Genomic DNA, 19,233 nt, shown 5'->3' with positions numbered 1-19,233 from the left:
ACAGTTTATGGAGAATTATTATAAAAACTCCCGAAAAGTATTAAAACGCTGATGTTTAATGGATAAAAAATAAAATTATTAACACTATTACGTTTTCGTAAATTAGATTTAGAGGTAATTACATTAAATTATTTATTTTTGAATAGAAGATTTATTAGCCTTAATAATATTTAAAAGATGAGACAAACTACTAAGTTTGGCTTATAAAAAGACTCCTCTAAAGTAAAGTAGGCTATTAGATAAAAATGGTTTTATGAGATTAAAATTGCTTTTGGCATTTATGCTACTAATCATCACGTCTCGAGTAAACGCTCAAGACATAATTTACTGGAGTGGTTCTTCTGCGAATGGCGAGTGGGACTGGGGGAATGGTTGTGCTGCCGACGCTGGCGGGAATTGGTGGTGGACTACTTCAGGACCTGGAGCTAGACAAAGACCAGATTGTAATGCTACATTTAATATAATTAAATTTGATAATAATGTAAATACTATAATGAATTTAAACAGTAACAGTGATTATAGTGTTAACCAAATGCAATTTTTAACAGGAACATCAGATAGAACAATAAATACAGACGCAGGAAGGAGAATTTTTTTTCAAAATAATAACGGTAATTGCAAAATTGAAAATAATGTGGCAGTTACAACACATACTTTCAATGTTGATATTTTTGTAAATTCTGGTGGAAATAATATGGAGATTAACCCAGTTTTTGGGTATTTACTTTTTAATAAAACTATTAGAAACAACAGTGATAATCCGATAAATATTTGGGGGAATCAACAAGTAACCTTTTCAGGTGACATTGCAGGAACGCCTGGCATTACAATCAACCAAGCAGCCACGGTAGTTTATTCTGGCACTTCAAAAACATACACTGGTACTACAACAATAAATTCTGGAACAAAATTAAAAATAAGTTCTAATCAAACCCTAGGAAACGTAGCTTTATACGGTGGAACTCTTCAAATTGATGCAGATGTAACTTTGACAATAACCGGGAAATACACCGCGACAGGAGGAACAATTGACAATAAAGGCACAATAAAATTTGCAGGTGGGTCAGTTACTTTTCCAGATAATGCTAGTGTCAATAATGGTATGGACAATACTTTAGCAGGCTTTGAAGCTGCTTCATCAGAAATCGTAACATTAGATAAACCTATACGAGTAACTAATTCTATCACCGTTTCTTCTGGAACTTTATTAATTAGCGGTAATCATTTGCGTCTTAATAATGCAACGTTAAATATTGCTGCTGGAGGGACGTTTGATAATGGAGGTGAAAATCAAATCATTAATGAAGGTGGCGGAATAATCAATATTTCGGGAACATTTATAACTCGTGACAAAGATGGTTTTGTGGGGTCAAGTACTGCAATACCATCAATTATGCCAACTCTAAATGCAGGAAGTACTGTGGAATATGGTTTAAACGGTGATCAAATGGTACAAGGGTCAATAACGGCACTTCCAACATACATAAACGTTACATTTTCTGGAAGTGGTACAAAATTGTTAGAAAGCGCAAATGCAGTTACCGGAACAGTTACAATAAAAGATGCTGCTATATTTAACAACGCTAACTTTACTTTTGGTGGTTCAGGAACTAATTTGACAATGACAGATACAAGCCGTTTAATTGTAAGTGGAGCAAGACGAGTTCCTGATATGGGAGGAACTTACACATTATCAGGAGGGACTATAGAATTTGCAGGAAATAGTAATTCACATACTGCAAGATCCCCAATAACATATAATAATGTAGTGATATCAGGACCAAATGTAAATGGTAGTGCAGGGAATTATACTCTCAGAAATGGAGCAACTTTTACTGTTAATACTGGTGGTGTTTTTACTGTATCCGATCAACGAATTATAGCAGGAGGTGCTTTTGCAACAATAAATATAAATGGTAATTTTGTCACGAAAGACGCTGATGGATTTTATGGAACAGATGCAACTTCAATTAGTCCAACAAATACAATTTTAAATATAGGATCGGCCTCAACTATAGAATATGCAGGAGCTAATCAAAGCATCTCAACGCTGCCAGTGACAACCGCTTACTCAAACCTTACGGTTTCTGGAACTGGAACAAAAATAATACCAACAGAATTGTTCATAGGGAATGATTTGTCAGTAAAAGCGTCTACACTTAAAATTGAAAGCGGTAAAACATTAACAGTAACTAATAAGGTTTTTGTAGATCCAGCAGCAACAATGACCATCGAAACAAATCTATATAGCCAAAGTGCTAGTTTAGTACAAATAAACAATACCGATACAAATTCTGGTAGTATCACCTACAATAGAATAGTTCCTATAATTAATAGTACAGATTATACCTATTGGTCTTCGCCGGTTTCGGGTCAAAATCTACAAACTTTTTCTCCCAACACACCTTCAAATAAGTTTTACTCGTTTAACGCTAGTGCTGTTCCCGAAAATTGGCAAAACGTAGTACCATCCTCCGTTTCGATGGGAAAAGGAGTTGGGTATTGTATTTATGGTCCACAACTGGCAACTCCACCGGCGTTTTTTCAGGCTATTTTTAATGGGGTGCCAAATAATGGCACAATCGAAACTCCAGTTGTTTTTAATGGAGCTGTAGATGGTACGTCCAATCTTATAGGGAATCCTTATCCCTCAGCAATTGACGCCGATAAGTTTTTAGATTTCAATAAAACAGTCATTGATGGAACGCTATATTTTTGGACGCATAACACCGCTAGAGATGCTAATGGTCAATATAATGTGAATGATTACGCTGTTTATAATCTTACAGGTGGTGTTGTAATTGATGGGGTAACTTATGCAAAAGGAGGCGCTACAGCTCCAAGTGACCCACTTTATCCAAGCGGTAAAATCCCCAATGGTAAAATTGCGGCTGGACAAGCATTTTTTACAACTTGCATAGCTTCAGGAAATGTTGTTTTCAATAACAATATGAGGCTGGACAAAGATTCAAAAGTAATGGACAACTCCCAGTTTTTCAAAACAAGAAGCCCTAAATCAAAAACTGAAGTGGTCGAGAAGCATCGTATTTGGTTAGATTTAACAAATACTCAAGGAGTTTTTAAACAAACCTTAGTTGGCTATATATCAGGCGCTACAAACCAATTCGACAATCGTTTTGATGGAATCAGTTTTGATGGGAATGAATTTGCTGATTTTTATAGTCTTAGCCAAGACAAGAATTTAGTCATTCAAGGTCGTGCCTTGCCGTTTGATGAAAATGATGAAGTTCTATTGGGATTCAGGACGTCGATCGAAGGGGCTTTTACGATAAAGATTGACCAAATTGATGGTGTATTGATAAATCAAGCAGTGTTTATAGAAGACAAATTGACCAATACTACCTTTGATTTAAGAACAGGCCCTTTTACTTTCAATACGGCAGCTGGAACTTTTAATGACCGTTTTGTGTTGCGATACACCAACAAAACATTAGGAACTATTGATTTAGAAACTGGTGATAATCAGGTGTTGGTTTCCAATAAAAACAAACAAATAAAAGTTAATTCAAAGGCAGAAACAATAGATAAAGTAACGGTTTACGACCTTTTGGGAAGGCAACTATTCAAAAAAGATAAAGTCAACAGCAACGAACTAACGATACTTAATTTAGTTTCAAGCCAACAAACTTTGCTGTTAAAGGTGATTTTACAAAACGGACAGACTGTAACTAAGAAAATCATATATTAAAATGTGAACAGCTCTGGATTTCTTTTTTTATGCCATCAAAACTTTTATAAAATTGCTTTGTTCCTCGCAATAACTTGCAACAAACAACCACAAACTATAAACCATAAACTTTTTTTTACATTCCAGTTCTAATAGCTTCTACAGGGTCCAATTTTGATGCAGCAATGGCAGGAAGAATTCCTGAGATTAGGCCAATTATCGCAGCTAGTCCTGTTCCTAAAAGAATATTGCCCATTCCCAAAACAAATTCAAACTCCAAGGCCTTAGTCAAAATCATTGCAATAATCCACACCAACAACAAACCAATAATTCCTCCAATTACGGAGAGAATAATCGCTTCGAACAAAAATTGAAATAATATAAATCTGTTTTTGGCTCCTAGTGATTTCTGGATTCCAATCAGATTGGTTCTTTCTTTAACCGAAACAAACATAATATTAGCAATCCCAAAACCACCAACAAGCAAAGAAAACCCACTTATAATCCAACCTACCACATTCATTTGAGAAATAATTCCGTCTATAAAATCCGTAAAACCAGAGAAAACATTAATAAAGAAATTGTCAATTTCACCGGATTTCATCCCTCTAAAATTTCTTAATTTCTGAGTCACTTCAGCCTTGTAAGCGTCCATATCGACTCCTTTTTCTGGCTTAAAAATAATGACATTGACCAAGCCTTCATTGTTGTCACCAAATTGTTGTCGGACAAAATTTACAGGAATAAAAGCCGAACTATCGTTGTTGTCAAACATACCTGCACCTTGTTTTTTTAGCACTCCAATAACCGTAAACCGTTGCCCATACAAACGTACTTTTTTGCCAATTGGATCGCTATCTTCAAACAAAGATTTTGCTATATCATCCCCAATAACCACCACAGGAGCTGCAGAATTGGCTTCGGACTCAGTGTAAAAACGTCCTTCTTCAAATTCCAATCCTTGTATATCGATAAACTCATGTGAAACAGGTACAATATTGATATCGGTCACCGTATTCGAGCCGTATTTTATCGATTCGCTTTTCGTGAAAATCTGATACCCCATTTGCTCAGTATTGGTCATTGCCCCTTTCATGTAGATATATTCATCGTATTTCACATTCGGAAATTGCTCTCTTTTCCATCGAGGAATTTCCGAGGGACCAAACGACATTTTCATCAAATAAATCGTGTTTTTGTCTAAAGAGCTCAAATCTTTAGTAATTTTTCTATCCAATGAATCTACTGCGGCAAGAACGGCAATAATCGAAAAAATACCAATAGTGACACCAAGCAACGACAATAAGGTACGCAGTTTATTGTTTCGCAAAGCATTCATCGCAAAGCGGAAACTCTCAGATAATAGTCGAAAATAAACTAGCATAAAACGGGGGTTTGTGTTATTGTAAAATTCTAAAAATTTTCTTCATAATCCTAATGAAAATTCAATAACTCATAAGTAGCATTTTTTAAGATATTGTTACAGAAATAGATTTGAATTTTAGCATCAAAAAAACTACTTTTGCACCACAAAATTCTAACTACACAATGAGCACGACAAAAACAATCCAATCCGCATTAATTTCAGTCTTTTCAAAAGACGGTTTAGAACCAATAATAAAAAAATTACACGAGCAAAATGTGATCTTTTATTCTACCGGAGGAACAGAAGAATTCATCAAAAACCTAGGAATTCCAGTTGTTCCTGTAGAAGACGTTACTTCTTATCCGTCGATATTAGGCGGACGAGTTAAAACCCTTCACCCGAAAGTTTTTGGAGGAATCTTAAACCGTCAAGACAATGAAAGTGATGTGCAACAAATGAAGGAATACGATATTCCTCAAATCGATTTGGTGATTGTTGATTTGTATCCTTTTGAAAAAACAGTTGCTTCTGGTGCTAACGAAAGTGATATTATCGAAAAAATAGATATTGGTGGCATTTCATTGATTCGCGCTGCGGCAAAAAATTTCAAAGACACTGTTATCGTGCCTTCGGTTGCAGAATATAGCTTGCTTCTAGATTTGATTGAAAATCAAAATGGAGCAACCACATTAGAAGACAGAAAACTATTTGCTACAAAGGCATTCCACGTTTCTTCTCATTATGACACTGCTATTTTCAATTATTTCAATACTGACGAGACCGTTTATAAAACTAGTATTGCCGAAGGTCAAATCTTGAGATACGGTGAAAACCCACATCAAAAAGGATTCTTCTTTGGGGATTTCGATGCAATGTTCCAAAAAGTCCACGGAAAAGAATTGTCTTATAATAATCTATTGGATGTTGATGCTGCTGTAAATTTAATTAATGAATTCAAAAATGACGGTCCAACCTTCGCCATTTTGAAACACAATAATGCATGCGGATTGGCAACAAGACCAACTATTAGCGAAGCTTACAACGTCGCTTTGGCTTGTGATCCAACCTCAGCTTTTGGAGGTGTTTTAATAGCAAACACCAAAATTGATGTTGCAACCGCAACTGAAATCAACAAATTATTCTGTGAAGTGGTTATTGCTCCAAGTTATGACGAAGCTGCCACTGCTATTTTACAAGAAAAGAAAAACAGAATTATCTTGATACAAAACGAAGTAGCATTGCCGCAAAAACAAGTGAGAACTTGCCTAAACGGAATTTTGGTTCAAGAAAGAAACAACATTACCGATACTAAAGAGGACTTAAAAACCGTTACAAATATAGCTCCAACTGCACAAGAAGTAGAAGATTTGATTTTTGCTTCTAAAGTTTGCAAAAACACTAAATCAAATACAATAGTATTTGCCAAAAACGGAACTTTAATTTCATCTGGAACAGGACAAACATCAAGAGTGGATGCCTTATTGCAAGCTATCGAAAAAGCACGTATATTTGGATTTAGCTTAGAAGGTGCTTCGATGGCGAGTGATGCTTTTTTCCCGTTTCCTGATTGTGTAGAAATTGCTAAAGGAGCAGGAATCACCGCTGTTATTCAACCTGGCGGCTCAATAAAAGATGAATTAAGCATAAATTATTGCAATGAAAATAAAGTTGCAATGGTATTTACAGGAACGCGTCATTTTAAACATTAATTTGTTTAGCTTTGTACATTATTTTTTTTTATAAATTTTATACCCTATTATACTTATGGGATTTTTTGATTTCATGACCGAGGATATTGCGATAGACCTTGGTACCGCAAATACTTTAATCATTCACAATGATAAAGTTGTAATTGACAGCCCTTCGATTGTTGCTCGTGATAGAGTTTCAGGAAAAATCATTGCTGTTGGTAAAGAAGCCAACATGATGCAAGGGAAAACCCATGAAAACATTAAAACGATAAGACCGTTGAAAGATGGTGTAATTGCTGATTTTGATGCTTCAGAAAAAATGATAAGCATGCTTATAAAAAGCATTCCAGCTTTGAAGAAAAAAATGTTTACTCCCGCATTAAGAATGGTAGTTTGTATTCCTTCTGGAATTACGGAGGTAGAGATGAGAGCGGTAAAAGAATCTTGCGAACGAGTAAACGGTAAAGAAGTATATTTGATACACGAGCCAATGGCAGCAGCTATTGGTATTGGTATTGACATCATGCAACCAAAAGGAAACATGATTGTAGATATCGGAGGTGGAACAACAGAAATTGCAGTAATCGCTTTGGGCGGAATTGTTTGCGACAAATCGGTAAAAATTGCAGGTGACGTTTTTACTAATGATATCGTTTATTATATGCGTACCCAACACAACCTTTTTGTTGGAGAAAGTACTGCTGAAAAAATTAAAATTCAAGTGGGAGCTGCAATCGAAGATTTAGAAACTCCTCCAGAAGATATGTCAGTTCAAGGTAGAGATTTACTTACCGGAAAACCAAAACAAGTATCAGTATCGTACCGTGAAATTGCCAAAGCATTAGACAAGTCAATTCAACGTGTAGAAGATGCCGTTATGGAAACTTTATCGCAAACACCACCAGAATTGGCTGCTGATATCTACAACACAGGAATCTACCTTGCAGGTGGGGGATCGATGTTGAGAGGACTTGACAAAAGAATATCACAAAAAACAGATCTACCTGTTTACATTGCTGAAGACCCTTTGAGAGCTGTGGTTCGAGGAACAGGAATGGCACTTAAAAATCTTGCTAGATTCAAAAGTGTATTGATCAAATAAAAAATGTTTAGTTTAGTGACGAGTTAAAAATTTCAACAAACATTATACAGCGAAGAAATGCAGCAAATATTTAATTTTATTTATAAAAACAGTAATAGATTGCTGTTTTTGCTGCTTTTGGGCATTTCACTTTTTCTTTCTATTCAATCTCACTCCTATCACAGAAGTAGGATCATAAGTTCTGCCAATTTTTTGAGCGGCGGAGTCTACCAAAAAATCAATAATTTTAGTGAGTATTTGAATTTAAGAACTCAAAACGATGCGCTTGCAATAGAAAATGCAAAGTTACGAAGCCTCCTTTTTGACAAAAAAGACACCACTTCAGCTGCCAAATTAGATAGTATTAAAGGAATAAAACCAACAGATATTATAGTTTCTAAGGTAATTCACAATTCATTTACTTCACAAGAAAACTATTTGACATTGAATTCAGGTAGCCTTCAAGGTGTAGCATCGGATATGGGTGTGATCAATAGTTTAGGAATTGTTGGGATTATCGATAATACTTCTAGAAACTACTCGACAGTTATTAGCATTTTGAACACCAAATCTCGAATCAACGCTAAGCTAAAAAAATCAAATCATTTTGGTTCTTTGAAATGGAACGGAAAAAACACCGGATTTGTTCAATTGGAAGATGTTCCTAGGCTAGCTTCGATTAAAAAAGGAGACACAATTGTTACCGGCGGACAATCGGTAATATTTCCAGAGAATATAAATATCGGTACTATTGATAAAGTTGAAATTGATAATCAAACCCATTATTACACAATACAAGTTAAATTGTTTAATGATATGACTAATTTAGGTCATGTCTATATTATAAAAAGTGAAAATCGCGAAGAAATTATCAATTTAGAAAAAAAGTCTCAAAAGGATGAATAGTGCTGTAATCGCAAACATTTTTCGTTTTATACTGCTATTGGCTGTTCAAATTATTATTTTCAATAATATGAACTTTTTGGGCTATATCAGTCCGTATCCGTATATTCTTTTTATCATTTTATTCCCTGTCAATGGTAATAAAACGGGACTTTTGGCAGCCAGCTTCTTTCTTGGAATATGCATGGATTTGTTCAGTAATTCAGCAGGATTCCATACTACAGCTTGTATCATTCTAGCGTATTATAGACCTTATCTTTTTAAGTTTGCTTTTGGATTAAGTTACGAATACCAAACCATCAAAATGAATGATGTGCTAACGCCAGAAAGATTTACCTTTTTATTACTTTCGGTATTCATACACCATATCAATTTATTTACCTTAGAAGCCTTTAAATTTAGTTTAGTTTTAGACATTTTACTGCGAACACTTTTGAGTTCCATTTTTACCTTACTCCTCTGCACCATTATCATTTATCTTATTAAGCCGAATAGACGATGAGAAAAGTGTTGCTCCCTTCAATGATCATTATTGCAGCGTCTTTATTGGTATTACGCCTTTTCTACTTGCAAGTTATCAACGATTCTTTCAAATTAAAATCGGATAATAATGCCATAAAAATACAATATGACTATCCTGAAAGAGGTTATATTTATGACAGAAATGGCAAATTATTGGTGGCGAACCAGCCTTCTTATGACATAATGGTTATTCCGAGAGACATCAAAAATTTAGACACATTGGATTTTTGTCAATTGTTAGTCATTTCCAAAGAAGATTTTATTAAGAAAATAGAAAAAGCCAAAGTCTACAGTCCGCGATTGCCATCTGTTTTTTTAGCACAATTGAACAAAAGTGAGTTTGCGGCATTTCAAGAAAAAATTCGAAAATTTGAAGGTTTCTATTTCCAAAAACGTTCACTTCGCGATTATCAAGTCAATTTTGGAGCGAATATTTTCGGCTTTATTACGCAAGTTAATGACAAATTAATTGAAAAAAATCCTTATTATAACAGTGGCGATTTAATTGGAAAACAAGGGGTTGAAGAAAGCTACGAAGAAATCTTGCGCGGAATCAAAGGTGTAAAATACATTCAAAAAGATAAATTCAATCGCGAAATTGGCTCGTTCAAAGAAGGAAAATATGATACTATTGCCGTTCAGGGAGAAGATGTCAATCTGACTATCGATATGGAACTTCAAAAGTATGGCGAAGAGCTAATGGTCAATAAACGAGGAGGAATTGTTGCCATTGAACCCAAAACGGGTGAAATACTAGCGCTGGTTACGGCACCCAATTATGACCCTGCTATTTTGGTGGGACGTCAACGTTCGAAAAACTATACAATGTTGTATCGTGATTCTATTGCAAATCCTCTCTACGACAGGTCATTATTGGCAGAATACCCGCCTGGTTCACCATTTAAAATACTGACTGGATTGATTGGACTACAAGAAAATGTAATTGACACTCACACCACATTTATGTGTAATCACGGATTTGCTTTCGCCGGAGGAAGATTCCAAAGATGCCATTGTGGAGGCGGTTCTAGAGACCTTAATGTAGGAATTTATAAATCCTGTAACGCTTACTTTTCGAATGTATATTTGAAAACTATTGGCAAATACAAAAGCACACCAACTGCAGTCGATATTTGGAGTGGTCACGTAAAAAGTTTTGGACTTGGTCAATTTATGGGCTATGATTTACCGACCGGGAGACGAGGCAAAATTCCCGATTCAAAAACCTACAAGAAAATATATCCAGGTTGGGGATACAGCGGAAGAACTATCATTTCTAATGCTATTGGGCAGGGAGAAGTTTTGTTGACTCCAATTCAATTGGCCAATATGATGTCGGCAGTGGCTAACGAAGGATATTATTATACGCCTCACATCATCAAGAAAATTGAAGGACAAAAAATCGACAAAAAATACACTACAAAACATCTAACAACCATTGATAAAAGCCATTTTAAACCAATGATTAATGGGTTGTTTGATGTGTATAATTTTGGGACGGCTGCTGGTCTAAGAGTTGAAGGAATCGATATTTGTGGAAAAACTGGAACAGCCGAGAATTTTGCCAAAATTAATGGTAAAAGAACGCAACTTGCAGACCACTCCATATTTGTAGCCTTTGCACCAAAAGACAATCCGAAAATTGCGATCGCAATTTTAGTTGAAAACGGAGGTTTTGGTTCTGTTATAGCTGGTCCTATTGCGAGCTTGATGATCGAAAAATACCTTACAGGAAAAATTACCAGAACTGATTTAGAAAAAAGAACTTTAGAAAAAAGTTTACAAAACCAATATGCTAAATTAGGAGGACTATCCGAAGTGGTAAAAAAAGAAATGAGGAGAAAGGATTCTATTTTACAAAGTAAAATAGTGGTTCCGAAAGTAAAAATTGATACTACTAAAAAAATTAATTAGTAAAAATGAAAAATCAAAGTTTAACCAACAACATCGACTGGATATGCATTACTATTTATATAGTTTTGGTCATATTAGGTTGGTTGAACATATACTCATCCTCCCTATCGTCGATGGAAGGAACTGCTACCAAACAATTTATTTTTATTGTTTTAACGATTCCATTAATTTTCATTGTACTCTACGTAGATGGAAAGCTTTACGAAAAATATGCCAGTATCATTTATGGAATATCATTAGTTTCGTTATTGGGTTTGTTTGCCTTTGGTAAAACTATTGCTGGTCAACGTTGTTGGTATGGTTTTGGAAGTTTTACGCTTCAGCCTTCAGAATTTGCTAAAGCCGCAACAGCATTGGCATTGGCAAAATATTTGAGTGACTCGCAAATCAATTTAAAAGACATCAACAACCAACTTCAAGCACTAGCCATTGTTTTTATACCGGTAATGCTTATTTTGCCTCAGCCTGACCCAGGAAGCGCCCTAATTTACAGTGTGTTTTTTATTGTTTTATACCGTGAAGGATTACCTGCATGGTATTTATGGACAGGTTTTTCTGCTATTTTATTATTTGTATTTACACTGGTTTTACAACCTCAGTATGTCATTTTGATTGCTCTTTTAGTCCTTTTAATCATTCATTTCAAATCAAGATTAGCAGATCGAAACATCGTTTTGAGTAGCATCCTTTTTGTTTTGATTTCTGGCTTTGTTCTTTCTGTAAATTATGTTTTCACCAATGTTTTTAAGCAACACCACCGTGATCGTTTTAATATTTTACTAGGGAAATCCGTGGATATGAAAGGGATTGGATACAATACCAATCAATCTGAAATTGCCGTTGGTTCAGGAGGTTGGTTTGGGAAAGGGTTTCTTGAAGGCACTCAGACCAAAGGAGGATTTGTCCCTGAGCAGCACACCGATTACATTTTCACGACTGTTGGTGAGGAATGGGGGTTCATAGGTTCACTAGTGGTTGTTGGTCTATTTGCAGGCTTGCTTCTTCGAATAATATATTTGGCCGAAAGACAAAAAACAAAATTTAGCCGAGTATATGGCTATTGTGTGGCTGCCATTTTATTTATCCACTTTTTTGTGAATATTGCCATGGTTTTGGGTATTTTCCCAACCATTGGAGTGCCATTGCCGTTCTTTTCGTATGGAGGTTCCGGACTTTGGGGATTCACCATTTTGCTCTTCATTTTTATAAAAATGGATGCCAATAAGGTGAATGAGTGGTAGTTATACCGATTAGCAATATATAAGAGTCCAATAAATTGTACTCAATATATTGTCTATCGGCATAAACCATTGTAAAATTTTTACATGGATTAGACCATTTTAAAATTACAATTGGTATTATTTGAAACTCCAATCTTTATAATCGCTTCTTTTTTCTAGACTGTTTTCAATCTTATCGTCTAGTTTTGGGAAAAAATCAATTCCTGTCATTTTTTCGATGCTGTCAACAGAAACTACAAACTCATATAAAGGCTCGTTGCTTTTGGTATTTGGCACCAAGAAAGCAATCATTTTATATTGCCCGTTAGAATTGTCAAGTAAAATTTTATAAAAATAACGAGGGACCAAGACTTTCTCTTGACCAATTGTTTTTAAATTGGGTTCTAAAACTCCGCCCGTAACTACGAAAACACCATCATATTTCGTCGCCCAATATCGTGCTTTTTGCTCCAATCTATTCCAAACACCTCCATTGAAGTCACGAGTTTGCGGTGAAATATTTGAAGTGAAAAAAGTGTCTTTGTAAGCATTAAATGCAAATGCCATATCACCAGCCGGACAAAGATGTCCTTTGTCATAACCTGATTTTTTATAATTTCTCCAATCGGCTGAGCCCGTTTTTACTTTTGGATCTTCAATAAAATAAGGCCGATCATAATTACTACTTCGCACATAACTCCTTTTCAATTCATAAGCTACCCACTCGGCTTGCTCATATTTCTCGTTGTATGATAAAGTATAATAATCGTGTTTTACAATCTGCTTGGTGGTTGATGTTGGCAAATAATCGAACGATCGAGCCATAGTAGCTTGTTCCATTTTTGAACTTTCATCCGAAGAAATCGAAGCCGATATGAAGCTGAAAATTAAAACTGTAATCATCCCAAAAAAAATAACACTCCAGAACTTTAATTTGAATTTCTGGAGCGTTACACTGTTAAACAATTTCGTTTTATTCATTAAATCCTTTTTTTAAGACTTAACCTTCTTGTCTTTTTTTATGGCTACTGGAGTCGATTTCTTCAAGACTGGCTTAGATTGCAAATCATCTAGTATATTCAAAGCCTCTTCTACATAAACATCTTTGGATAAACTTTCGTGCCATCTTTCTCTCTTTTCTTTAAGCGAAGCATCTGTTTTCATAGCTTCGGCTTCTGGAGGTAAAGAAGTGAACTTTAAATGAGAATCGTAATCTCCAATTACCTTGTATTTTTTATTGGTTTCCTCAATGGCTTTCTGATTTTTTTTGAATGTATCAAACTTTAAACTATAGTTGTTTTCTTTGGTTCTTTCATCGATCCATTTGGCGTTTTCTTCAATCAAATTGAACTGCTGATTTTGAGCAATTCTATTCTTACTGTCAGCAATAGCTTTGTTGAATTTAGAATTATTAGTCCAAACATTATAGGATGCAGGATCTATTTTATCCCAAGGCATCGCGTTATCAAGATCGCGTTCTCCCATTTTCAAATAGGCATATCGGTCTGGCATAACCACGTCGCTACTAACTCCTTCGAGTTGAGTAGAACCACCATTTATTCTATAAAATTTTTGTGTAGTAGTCTTCAACGCGCCTAAATCTCCTTTGTCACTACTTCTGACAAACTGATTCAAATCGATTACATTTTGAACCGTTCCTTTGCCGTAAGTTTGCTTGCTTCCTATGACAATCCCTCTTTTGTAATCCTGAATAGCTGCCGCTAAAATCTCAGAAGCCGAAGCCGAAAAACTATTTACTATCACCACTAAAGGTCCATCCCATTCGATTTTCTTATCTCTATCGTATAAAACTTCTTTTTGTCTTCCAGCCGATTTCACTTGTACAATTGGGCCTTGTTCGATAAATAATCCTGCAATATCCACCACGGTCGAAAGAGAACCTCCGCCATCATCACGCACGTCAAACGCAATCCCGTTAACACCTGCTTGTTTCAACAATTCTACTTCTGCAGCCACGTCTTTTCCCGCGTCGCGACCGTTTCTATCTTCGAAATTAATATAAAATTTTGGCAAATAAATGACCCCATATTTTACGCCGTTTCTTTCTACAACGCTTGATTTCACATAGGTTTCTTCAATTTCAACAATATCCCGAATGATAGAAATCGTTTTGATTGATCCATCTACTTTTTTCACTGTTAAACGAACTTCGGATCCTTTTGGCCCTTTGATTTTTTTGACAACGTCATCCAAACGCATTCCCACAATATCAACGGGTTCTTTTGCACCTTGAGCCACTTTCATTATTACATCCCCTGCGTCAAGTAATTTACCTCTCCACGCAGGTCCTCCAGAAATAAGTTCGGTAATTTCGGTGAAATCATTTTTCTTTTGAAGACGTGCTCCAATACCTTCGAATTTTCCGCTGATACTCACATCAAATCGCTCTTTTTCCTCTGGTGGAAAATAATTGGTATGTGGATCGAATCTTGCAGTTATGGAATTGATGTATACAGAAAACCAATCATTCTGAGTTAATTCCTCCATAAAACCAAAGTATTCATCTAATGATTTCAGCGAACTTTCACGGGTAATTTTTTCTAATTCTTCGAATGTTTTAGGTTTTCCATTAGCTGAATTATCTTTTTCCGAAGGAGTCGTATTTTCGATGATATCTCCAGATTTTAAAACATCAGAATCATTTTTGTCCACTTTATCGACAATTCCTTTTTCTTTATTTTCTTGAATTTTCAAACGATCCGTCAAGGAAGAAAGTGTAGACAGTTTAATTTGTTTGCGCCACCTTTCTTTTAATTCAGCGGTGTTCTTTGCGTAAGGAGCCTTTTCATAATCTGTATTGAAAGATTCATCTATCGAATAGTCGAATGGAGAACTTAAAACACCTTTATAAAAGCCTTTACTCTCCGCCATTCGTTTTAGCAAACGATTGTAAGTTAAATTGAAAAAACTTAAATCTTTACTGAGTAATTGATTGTCTAAAAGCAATTCGTACTTAGAAAATTCATCAATATCTGACTGCAAGAAAAAACGTTTGGAAGGGTCTAAAGCTTCAATATAATCTTTGTATACTCCTTTAGATAAAGCATCGTCAATTTGGGTTGGATTGTAATGCCCTTTTTCGATTACAAACGTCAATAATTCTAGTAGCATCTTATCCTTTTCGGGATCTTCTGCTTTACCAGAATTCATCTTAAACGCAAATAAGCTTGCCGACAATAAGACAACAGCGATGAGGATTTTATAATTTCTTTTCATAAAGTTAATAATTGTATCCATAAATATTCAAAATTCAAATTACGGTAAAAACTATGCCATCGTTAGTATAACCTCCTATAAAATTTTGTTAAAGATATAAAATTGTTCTTTTTATAAAAGGAATAATCTTCGAACGTGATTAATTTTGTTTCTTTGCTAACATAAAATCAGATTTCTGCAGAAATTTATTAAATTTTAAAACAAATTAGTTGTGGAACAAGCCAAGCCTTTAATTTTAGTGACCAATGACGATGGAATTTCAGCGCCAGGAATCCGCGCGTTGATTGCAGTGATGTCCGAGATCGGGACGGTTGTAGTTGTCGCACCAGACAGCCCTCAAAGTGCTACCGGACATTCGATTACCATTAATAATACCTTGTTTATCAATAAAATTTCTAGTGATACCGATGCTATTCAGGAATACAGCACTTCGGGAACTCCTGTAGATTGTGTAAAATTAGCTACTAATGAAATTCTGCAAAGAAGACCAGATTTGTGTGTTTCGGGCATCAATCACGGTTCGAATTCATCGATAAATGTTATTTATTCTGGAACAATGAGCGCAGCTGTCGAAGCTGGAATCGAAGGTATTCCTGCCATTGGGTTTTCCCTCTTGGATTATGGATGGAATGCCAATTTTGAACCCATTAAATCATTCATTAAATCGATTACATTGGAAGTATTAGAAAAAGGACTACCCGAAAGTGTGGTTTTGAATGTTAATTTTCCTAAATTAGAAGAAAAAGAAATCAAAGGAATTAAAATTTGTCGCCAAGCAAAAGCACTTTGGATAGAAAAATTCGACAAACGTAAAACACCTCAAGGAAGAGATTATTACTGGCTCACTGGCGAATTTGTAAACGAAGACGAGGGCCAAGATACCGATGAATGGGCTCTTGCTAATGGTTATATTTCGATAGTTCCAGTACAATTCGACTTGACTGCACATCACGCGATTCAACAACTCAATACTTGGAAATGGAATGAATAAGAAAGATATAATAATAGGTTTTGTCATTGGATTAATCGCCTGCATTTTAGGTATTTTCCTTTTTATCACTTTTTTTACTGATTTCGATTTTTTAACTGGTGTACAAAGTATGAAATCGGAGGGAAAATTAGGTAAATTGATCACACTGGGAGCTATTCTTGATTTAGTGTCCTTTGGCGTTTTGCTTAAAATGAATAAAGAGTTAATGGCTCGAGGAGTCGTTTTAGCAGTAATTTGTATAGCGATTTTCACGATATTTGCATAAAAAATTAAATCATTAAGTTTGTTAAGAAAATTAAGGTTTTCAGCATTCTTAATGACCCTTAATTTTATTAGTGGATTGAAATAAAACAGCATTAAATTTCAAAATGAAATACTACATAATAGCAGGAGAAGCTTCGGGCGATTTGCACGGATCCAATTTGATGAAAGCATTATATAAAGAAGACCCGACCGCTGATATTAGGTTTTGGGGAGGTGATTTGATGCAAATTATTGGTGGCACTTTGGTCAAACACTATAAAGAATTGGCTTTTATGGGTTTTGTTGAAGTTTTATTTCATTTGAAAACGATTTTGAATAACATCAAAATTTGCAAAAAAGATATACTCGACTTTCAACCTGATGTACTCATTTTTATTGACTATCCCGGTTTTAATTTACGCATAGCCAAATGGGCAAAAGTCGCTGGTTTCAAAACACATTATTACATTTCACCACAAATTTGGGCTTGGAAAGAAAACCGAATTACCGATATTAAACGCGATGTCGATAAAATGTATGTGATTCTGCCTTTCGAAAAAGATTTCTACGAAAAGAAACATCAATATCCAGTTGAATTTGTTGGCCATCCGCTGATTGATGCAATTCACAATCATCCTGTAAAGGACTCGGCTATTTTCAGAAAAGAAAATCAACTGAATGACAAACCCATCATTGCGATTTTGCCAGGGAGCCGCAAACAGGAAATTACCAAAATGTTGTCGGTGATGCTTAGTGTTGTACAGGATTTTCCCGATTATCAATTCGTCATTGCGGGAGCGCCAAGTCAGGAATATTCCTTTTATGAAGGATTTATTTCTAATGAAAATATCAAATTCATTTCGAACAAAACCTATGATTTACTGAGCAATGCCACGGCGGCACTCGTAACTTCGGGAACTGCAACATTGGAAACCGCTCTTTTCAAAGTGCCTGAAGTAGTTTGTTACAAAGGCAGTTCGATTTCTTACCAAATTGCCAAACGTATTATTACCTTAAAATATATTTCTCTTGTCAATTTGATTATGGATACGGAAGTGGTTACCGAATTAATTCAAGGAAACTGCAATAAAAAACAAATTCGAGAGGAATTAAAGAAGATTTTAGACCCAAATTATCGCAATACTCTTTTACAGCAATACGAAGTTTTGGAAGAAAAGTTGGGAGGTATTGGTGCCAGCGAGAAAACCGCTCGGTTGATTATTGAGGATTTAAAAGGATTTATAAAATAAAGAAAGTTACCACGAATTACTACAAATTAAAAATTGGTAGTGTTTTTTTTGTTCTAGCGTGTTGCGGAAAGCTTGGGAGAAGAAGTAAGTAAAGTAAGAAGCTTGTCTTGTAATGTACTACAATAACCAAACAATCCAGTCTGCTTACATTAATAAACTAACCGGGATTTATATAATAAAGGCGCAAAAATTATTTTTTGCGCCTTTTTATATTGCCTAAATTGAAGTTCTTATCTAATATTGATATTTTGTATCAAATCGATATACAAATTAATTTTGTCTTTCAATTCTTTTCTTGGTGTAATGAAATCCAGAAAACCGTGTTCTAATACAAATTCAGCTGTTTGAAATCCTTCTGGTAGATCTTTTCCGGTAGTGTCTTTTACAACTCTTGGCCCTGCAAACCCTATCAAAGCTCCTGGTTCCGATATGTTGATATCGCCAAGCATAGCATAAGAAGCTGTTGTTCCTCCTGTAGTTGGATCTGTACACAACGAAATATAAGGAATTTTGGCATCGGCTAATTGAGCCAGTTTTGCCGAAGTTTTGGCTAATTGCATCAACGAATACGCTGCTTCCATCATTCTTGCTCCACCTGATTTCGAAATCATTACAAATGGTATATTGTTTTTGATTGAATGGTCGATTCCGCGCGCTATTTTTTCGCCCACTACAGCACCCATTGAGCCTCCAATAAAAGCAAAATCCATACAGCAAACTACTAAATCTTTCCCTTTTGATTTTCCAACTCCTGTTCGAACCGCATCATTCAATTTGGTTTTAGAAATAGTGTCTTTCAATCGATCTGAATATTTTTTGGTATCCACAAAGTTCAAAGTATCCTTAGAAGTCATTTTTGCATCTAATTCCTGGAATTCGTTGTTGTCAAACAATATTTCGAAATATTCTTTGCTGCCAATTCTTACATGAAAATCATCTTCTGGACTTACAAATAGATTACGAGCCAATTCGTCGGCATCGATAACTTTTCCGGTAGGAGACTTGTACCAAAGACCTTTTGGAATATCCATTTTGTCCTCAGTAGCTGTCGTAATTCCTTTTTCTGTTCTTTTAAACCAAGCCATAATTAAGTTGGAAGTTAGATGTTAGAAGTTGGGAGTAAAAAT

14 protein-coding genes are annotated in these 19,233 nt (G+C 35.3%); 10 read left to right on the top strand and 4 right to left on the bottom strand.

The features are described 5' to 3' along the window. Positions 1–253 precede the first annotated feature (253 nt). Entirely contained in the window at positions 254–3,709 is a 3,456-nt protein-coding gene (locus tag ACIQ1E_RS01275; RefSeq protein ID WP_396167979.1) for a T9SS sorting signal type C domain-containing protein, read from the top strand. 115 nt (positions 3,710–3,824) lie between these two features. Here the strand turns inward: ACIQ1E_RS01275 and ACIQ1E_RS01270 are convergent, their stop codons facing one another. Continuing rightward, positions 3,825–5,072, bottom strand: a complete 1,248-nt coding sequence (locus tag ACIQ1E_RS01270) for an ABC transporter permease (protein ID WP_396167977.1) — start codon at positions 5,070–5,072, stop codon at positions 3,825–3,827. A 164-nt stretch (positions 5,073–5,236) separates the two neighbouring features. Between ACIQ1E_RS01270 and purH the strand changes: the two genes are divergently transcribed. The 6 genes from purH to rodA are packed head-to-tail and all read left to right on the top strand — an operon-like array spanning position 5,237 to position 12,406. Continuing rightward, positions 5,237–6,763, top strand: coding sequence for a bifunctional phosphoribosylaminoimidazolecarboxamide formyltransferase/IMP cyclohydrolase (gene purH / locus ACIQ1E_RS01265; RefSeq protein WP_396167975.1), 1,527 nt, complete (start codon positions 5,237–5,239; stop codon positions 6,761–6,763). A gap of 55 nt (positions 6,764–6,818) precedes the next feature. Further along, positions 6,819–7,847 (top strand): rod shape-determining protein, encoded by a 1,029-nt coding sequence (locus tag ACIQ1E_RS01260; protein ID WP_315217257.1) that lies wholly within the window; start codon positions 6,819–6,821, stop codon positions 7,845–7,847. A gap of 57 nt (positions 7,848–7,904) precedes the next feature. After that, the gene (mreC, locus tag ACIQ1E_RS01255) at positions 7,905–8,732 is read left to right on the top strand and encodes a rod shape-determining protein MreC (protein ID WP_396167973.1); all 828 of its coding nucleotides are present in this window, start codon (positions 7,905–7,907) and stop codon (positions 8,730–8,732) included. Then, entirely contained in the window at positions 8,725–9,231 is a 507-nt protein-coding gene (locus ACIQ1E_RS01250; RefSeq protein ID WP_396167972.1) for a rod shape-determining protein MreD, read from the top strand. The genes mreC and ACIQ1E_RS01250 overlap by 8 nt, the downstream gene beginning before the upstream one ends. After that, positions 9,228–11,165, top strand: coding sequence for a penicillin-binding protein 2 (gene mrdA, locus ACIQ1E_RS01245; RefSeq protein ID WP_396167970.1), 1,938 nt, complete (start codon positions 9,228–9,230; stop codon positions 11,163–11,165). Before ACIQ1E_RS01250 ends, mrdA begins: the two co-directional genes overlap by 4 nt. Positions 11,166–11,170: 5 nt before the next feature. Further along, positions 11,171–12,406: a rod shape-determining protein RodA gene (gene rodA / locus ACIQ1E_RS01240; protein WP_396167969.1), complete on the top strand. Its 1,236-nt coding sequence runs from the start codon at positions 11,171–11,173 to the stop codon at positions 12,404–12,406. Between the two features lie 117 nt (positions 12,407–12,523). On the opposite strand, the gene ACIQ1E_RS01235 is transcribed toward rodA, so the two are convergent. Both ACIQ1E_RS01235 and ACIQ1E_RS01230 read right to left on the bottom strand, forming a co-directional pair. Continuing rightward, entirely contained in the window at positions 12,524–13,225 is a 702-nt protein-coding gene (locus tag ACIQ1E_RS01235) for a DNA/RNA non-specific endonuclease (RefSeq protein ID WP_396167994.1), read from the bottom strand. A 153-nt stretch (positions 13,226–13,378) separates the two neighbouring features. After that, positions 13,379–15,643, bottom strand: a complete 2,265-nt coding sequence (locus ACIQ1E_RS01230) for a carboxy terminal-processing peptidase (RefSeq protein ID WP_396167967.1) — start codon at positions 15,641–15,643, stop codon at positions 13,379–13,381. Between the two features lie 190 nt (positions 15,644–15,833). On the opposite strand from ACIQ1E_RS01230, the gene surE reads away from it, so the two are divergent. The 3 genes from surE to lpxB all read left to right on the top strand — a co-directional run bounded on the left by surE (position 15,834) and on the right by lpxB (position 18,106). Further along, positions 15,834–16,613, top strand: coding sequence for a 5'/3'-nucleotidase SurE (surE, locus tag ACIQ1E_RS01225; RefSeq protein ID WP_396167965.1), 780 nt, complete (start codon positions 15,834–15,836; stop codon positions 16,611–16,613). Next, on the top strand, positions 16,606–16,878 hold the full coding sequence (locus ACIQ1E_RS01220; RefSeq protein WP_396167963.1) for a hypothetical protein: 273 nt from the start codon (positions 16,606–16,608) through the stop codon (positions 16,876–16,878). Before surE ends, ACIQ1E_RS01220 begins: the two co-directional genes overlap by 8 nt. Positions 16,879–16,981: 103 nt before the next feature. Beyond that, positions 16,982–18,106 (top strand): lipid-A-disaccharide synthase, encoded by a 1,125-nt coding sequence (gene lpxB / locus ACIQ1E_RS01215; protein ID WP_396167961.1) that lies wholly within the window; start codon positions 16,982–16,984, stop codon positions 18,104–18,106. A gap of 230 nt (positions 18,107–18,336) precedes the next feature. On the opposite strand, the gene accD is transcribed toward lpxB, so the two are convergent. After that, positions 18,337–19,191, bottom strand: a complete 855-nt coding sequence (accD, locus tag ACIQ1E_RS01210) for an acetyl-CoA carboxylase, carboxyltransferase subunit beta (RefSeq protein ID WP_396167959.1) — start codon at positions 19,189–19,191, stop codon at positions 18,337–18,339. Positions 19,192–19,233 lie beyond the last annotated feature (42 nt).

This window comes from Flavobacterium sp., from assembly GCF_044348915.1.
GTDB lineage: Bacteria > Bacteroidota > Bacteroidia > Flavobacteriales > Flavobacteriaceae > Flavobacterium.
This window is presented reverse-complemented; position numbering and strand designations above follow the sequence as displayed.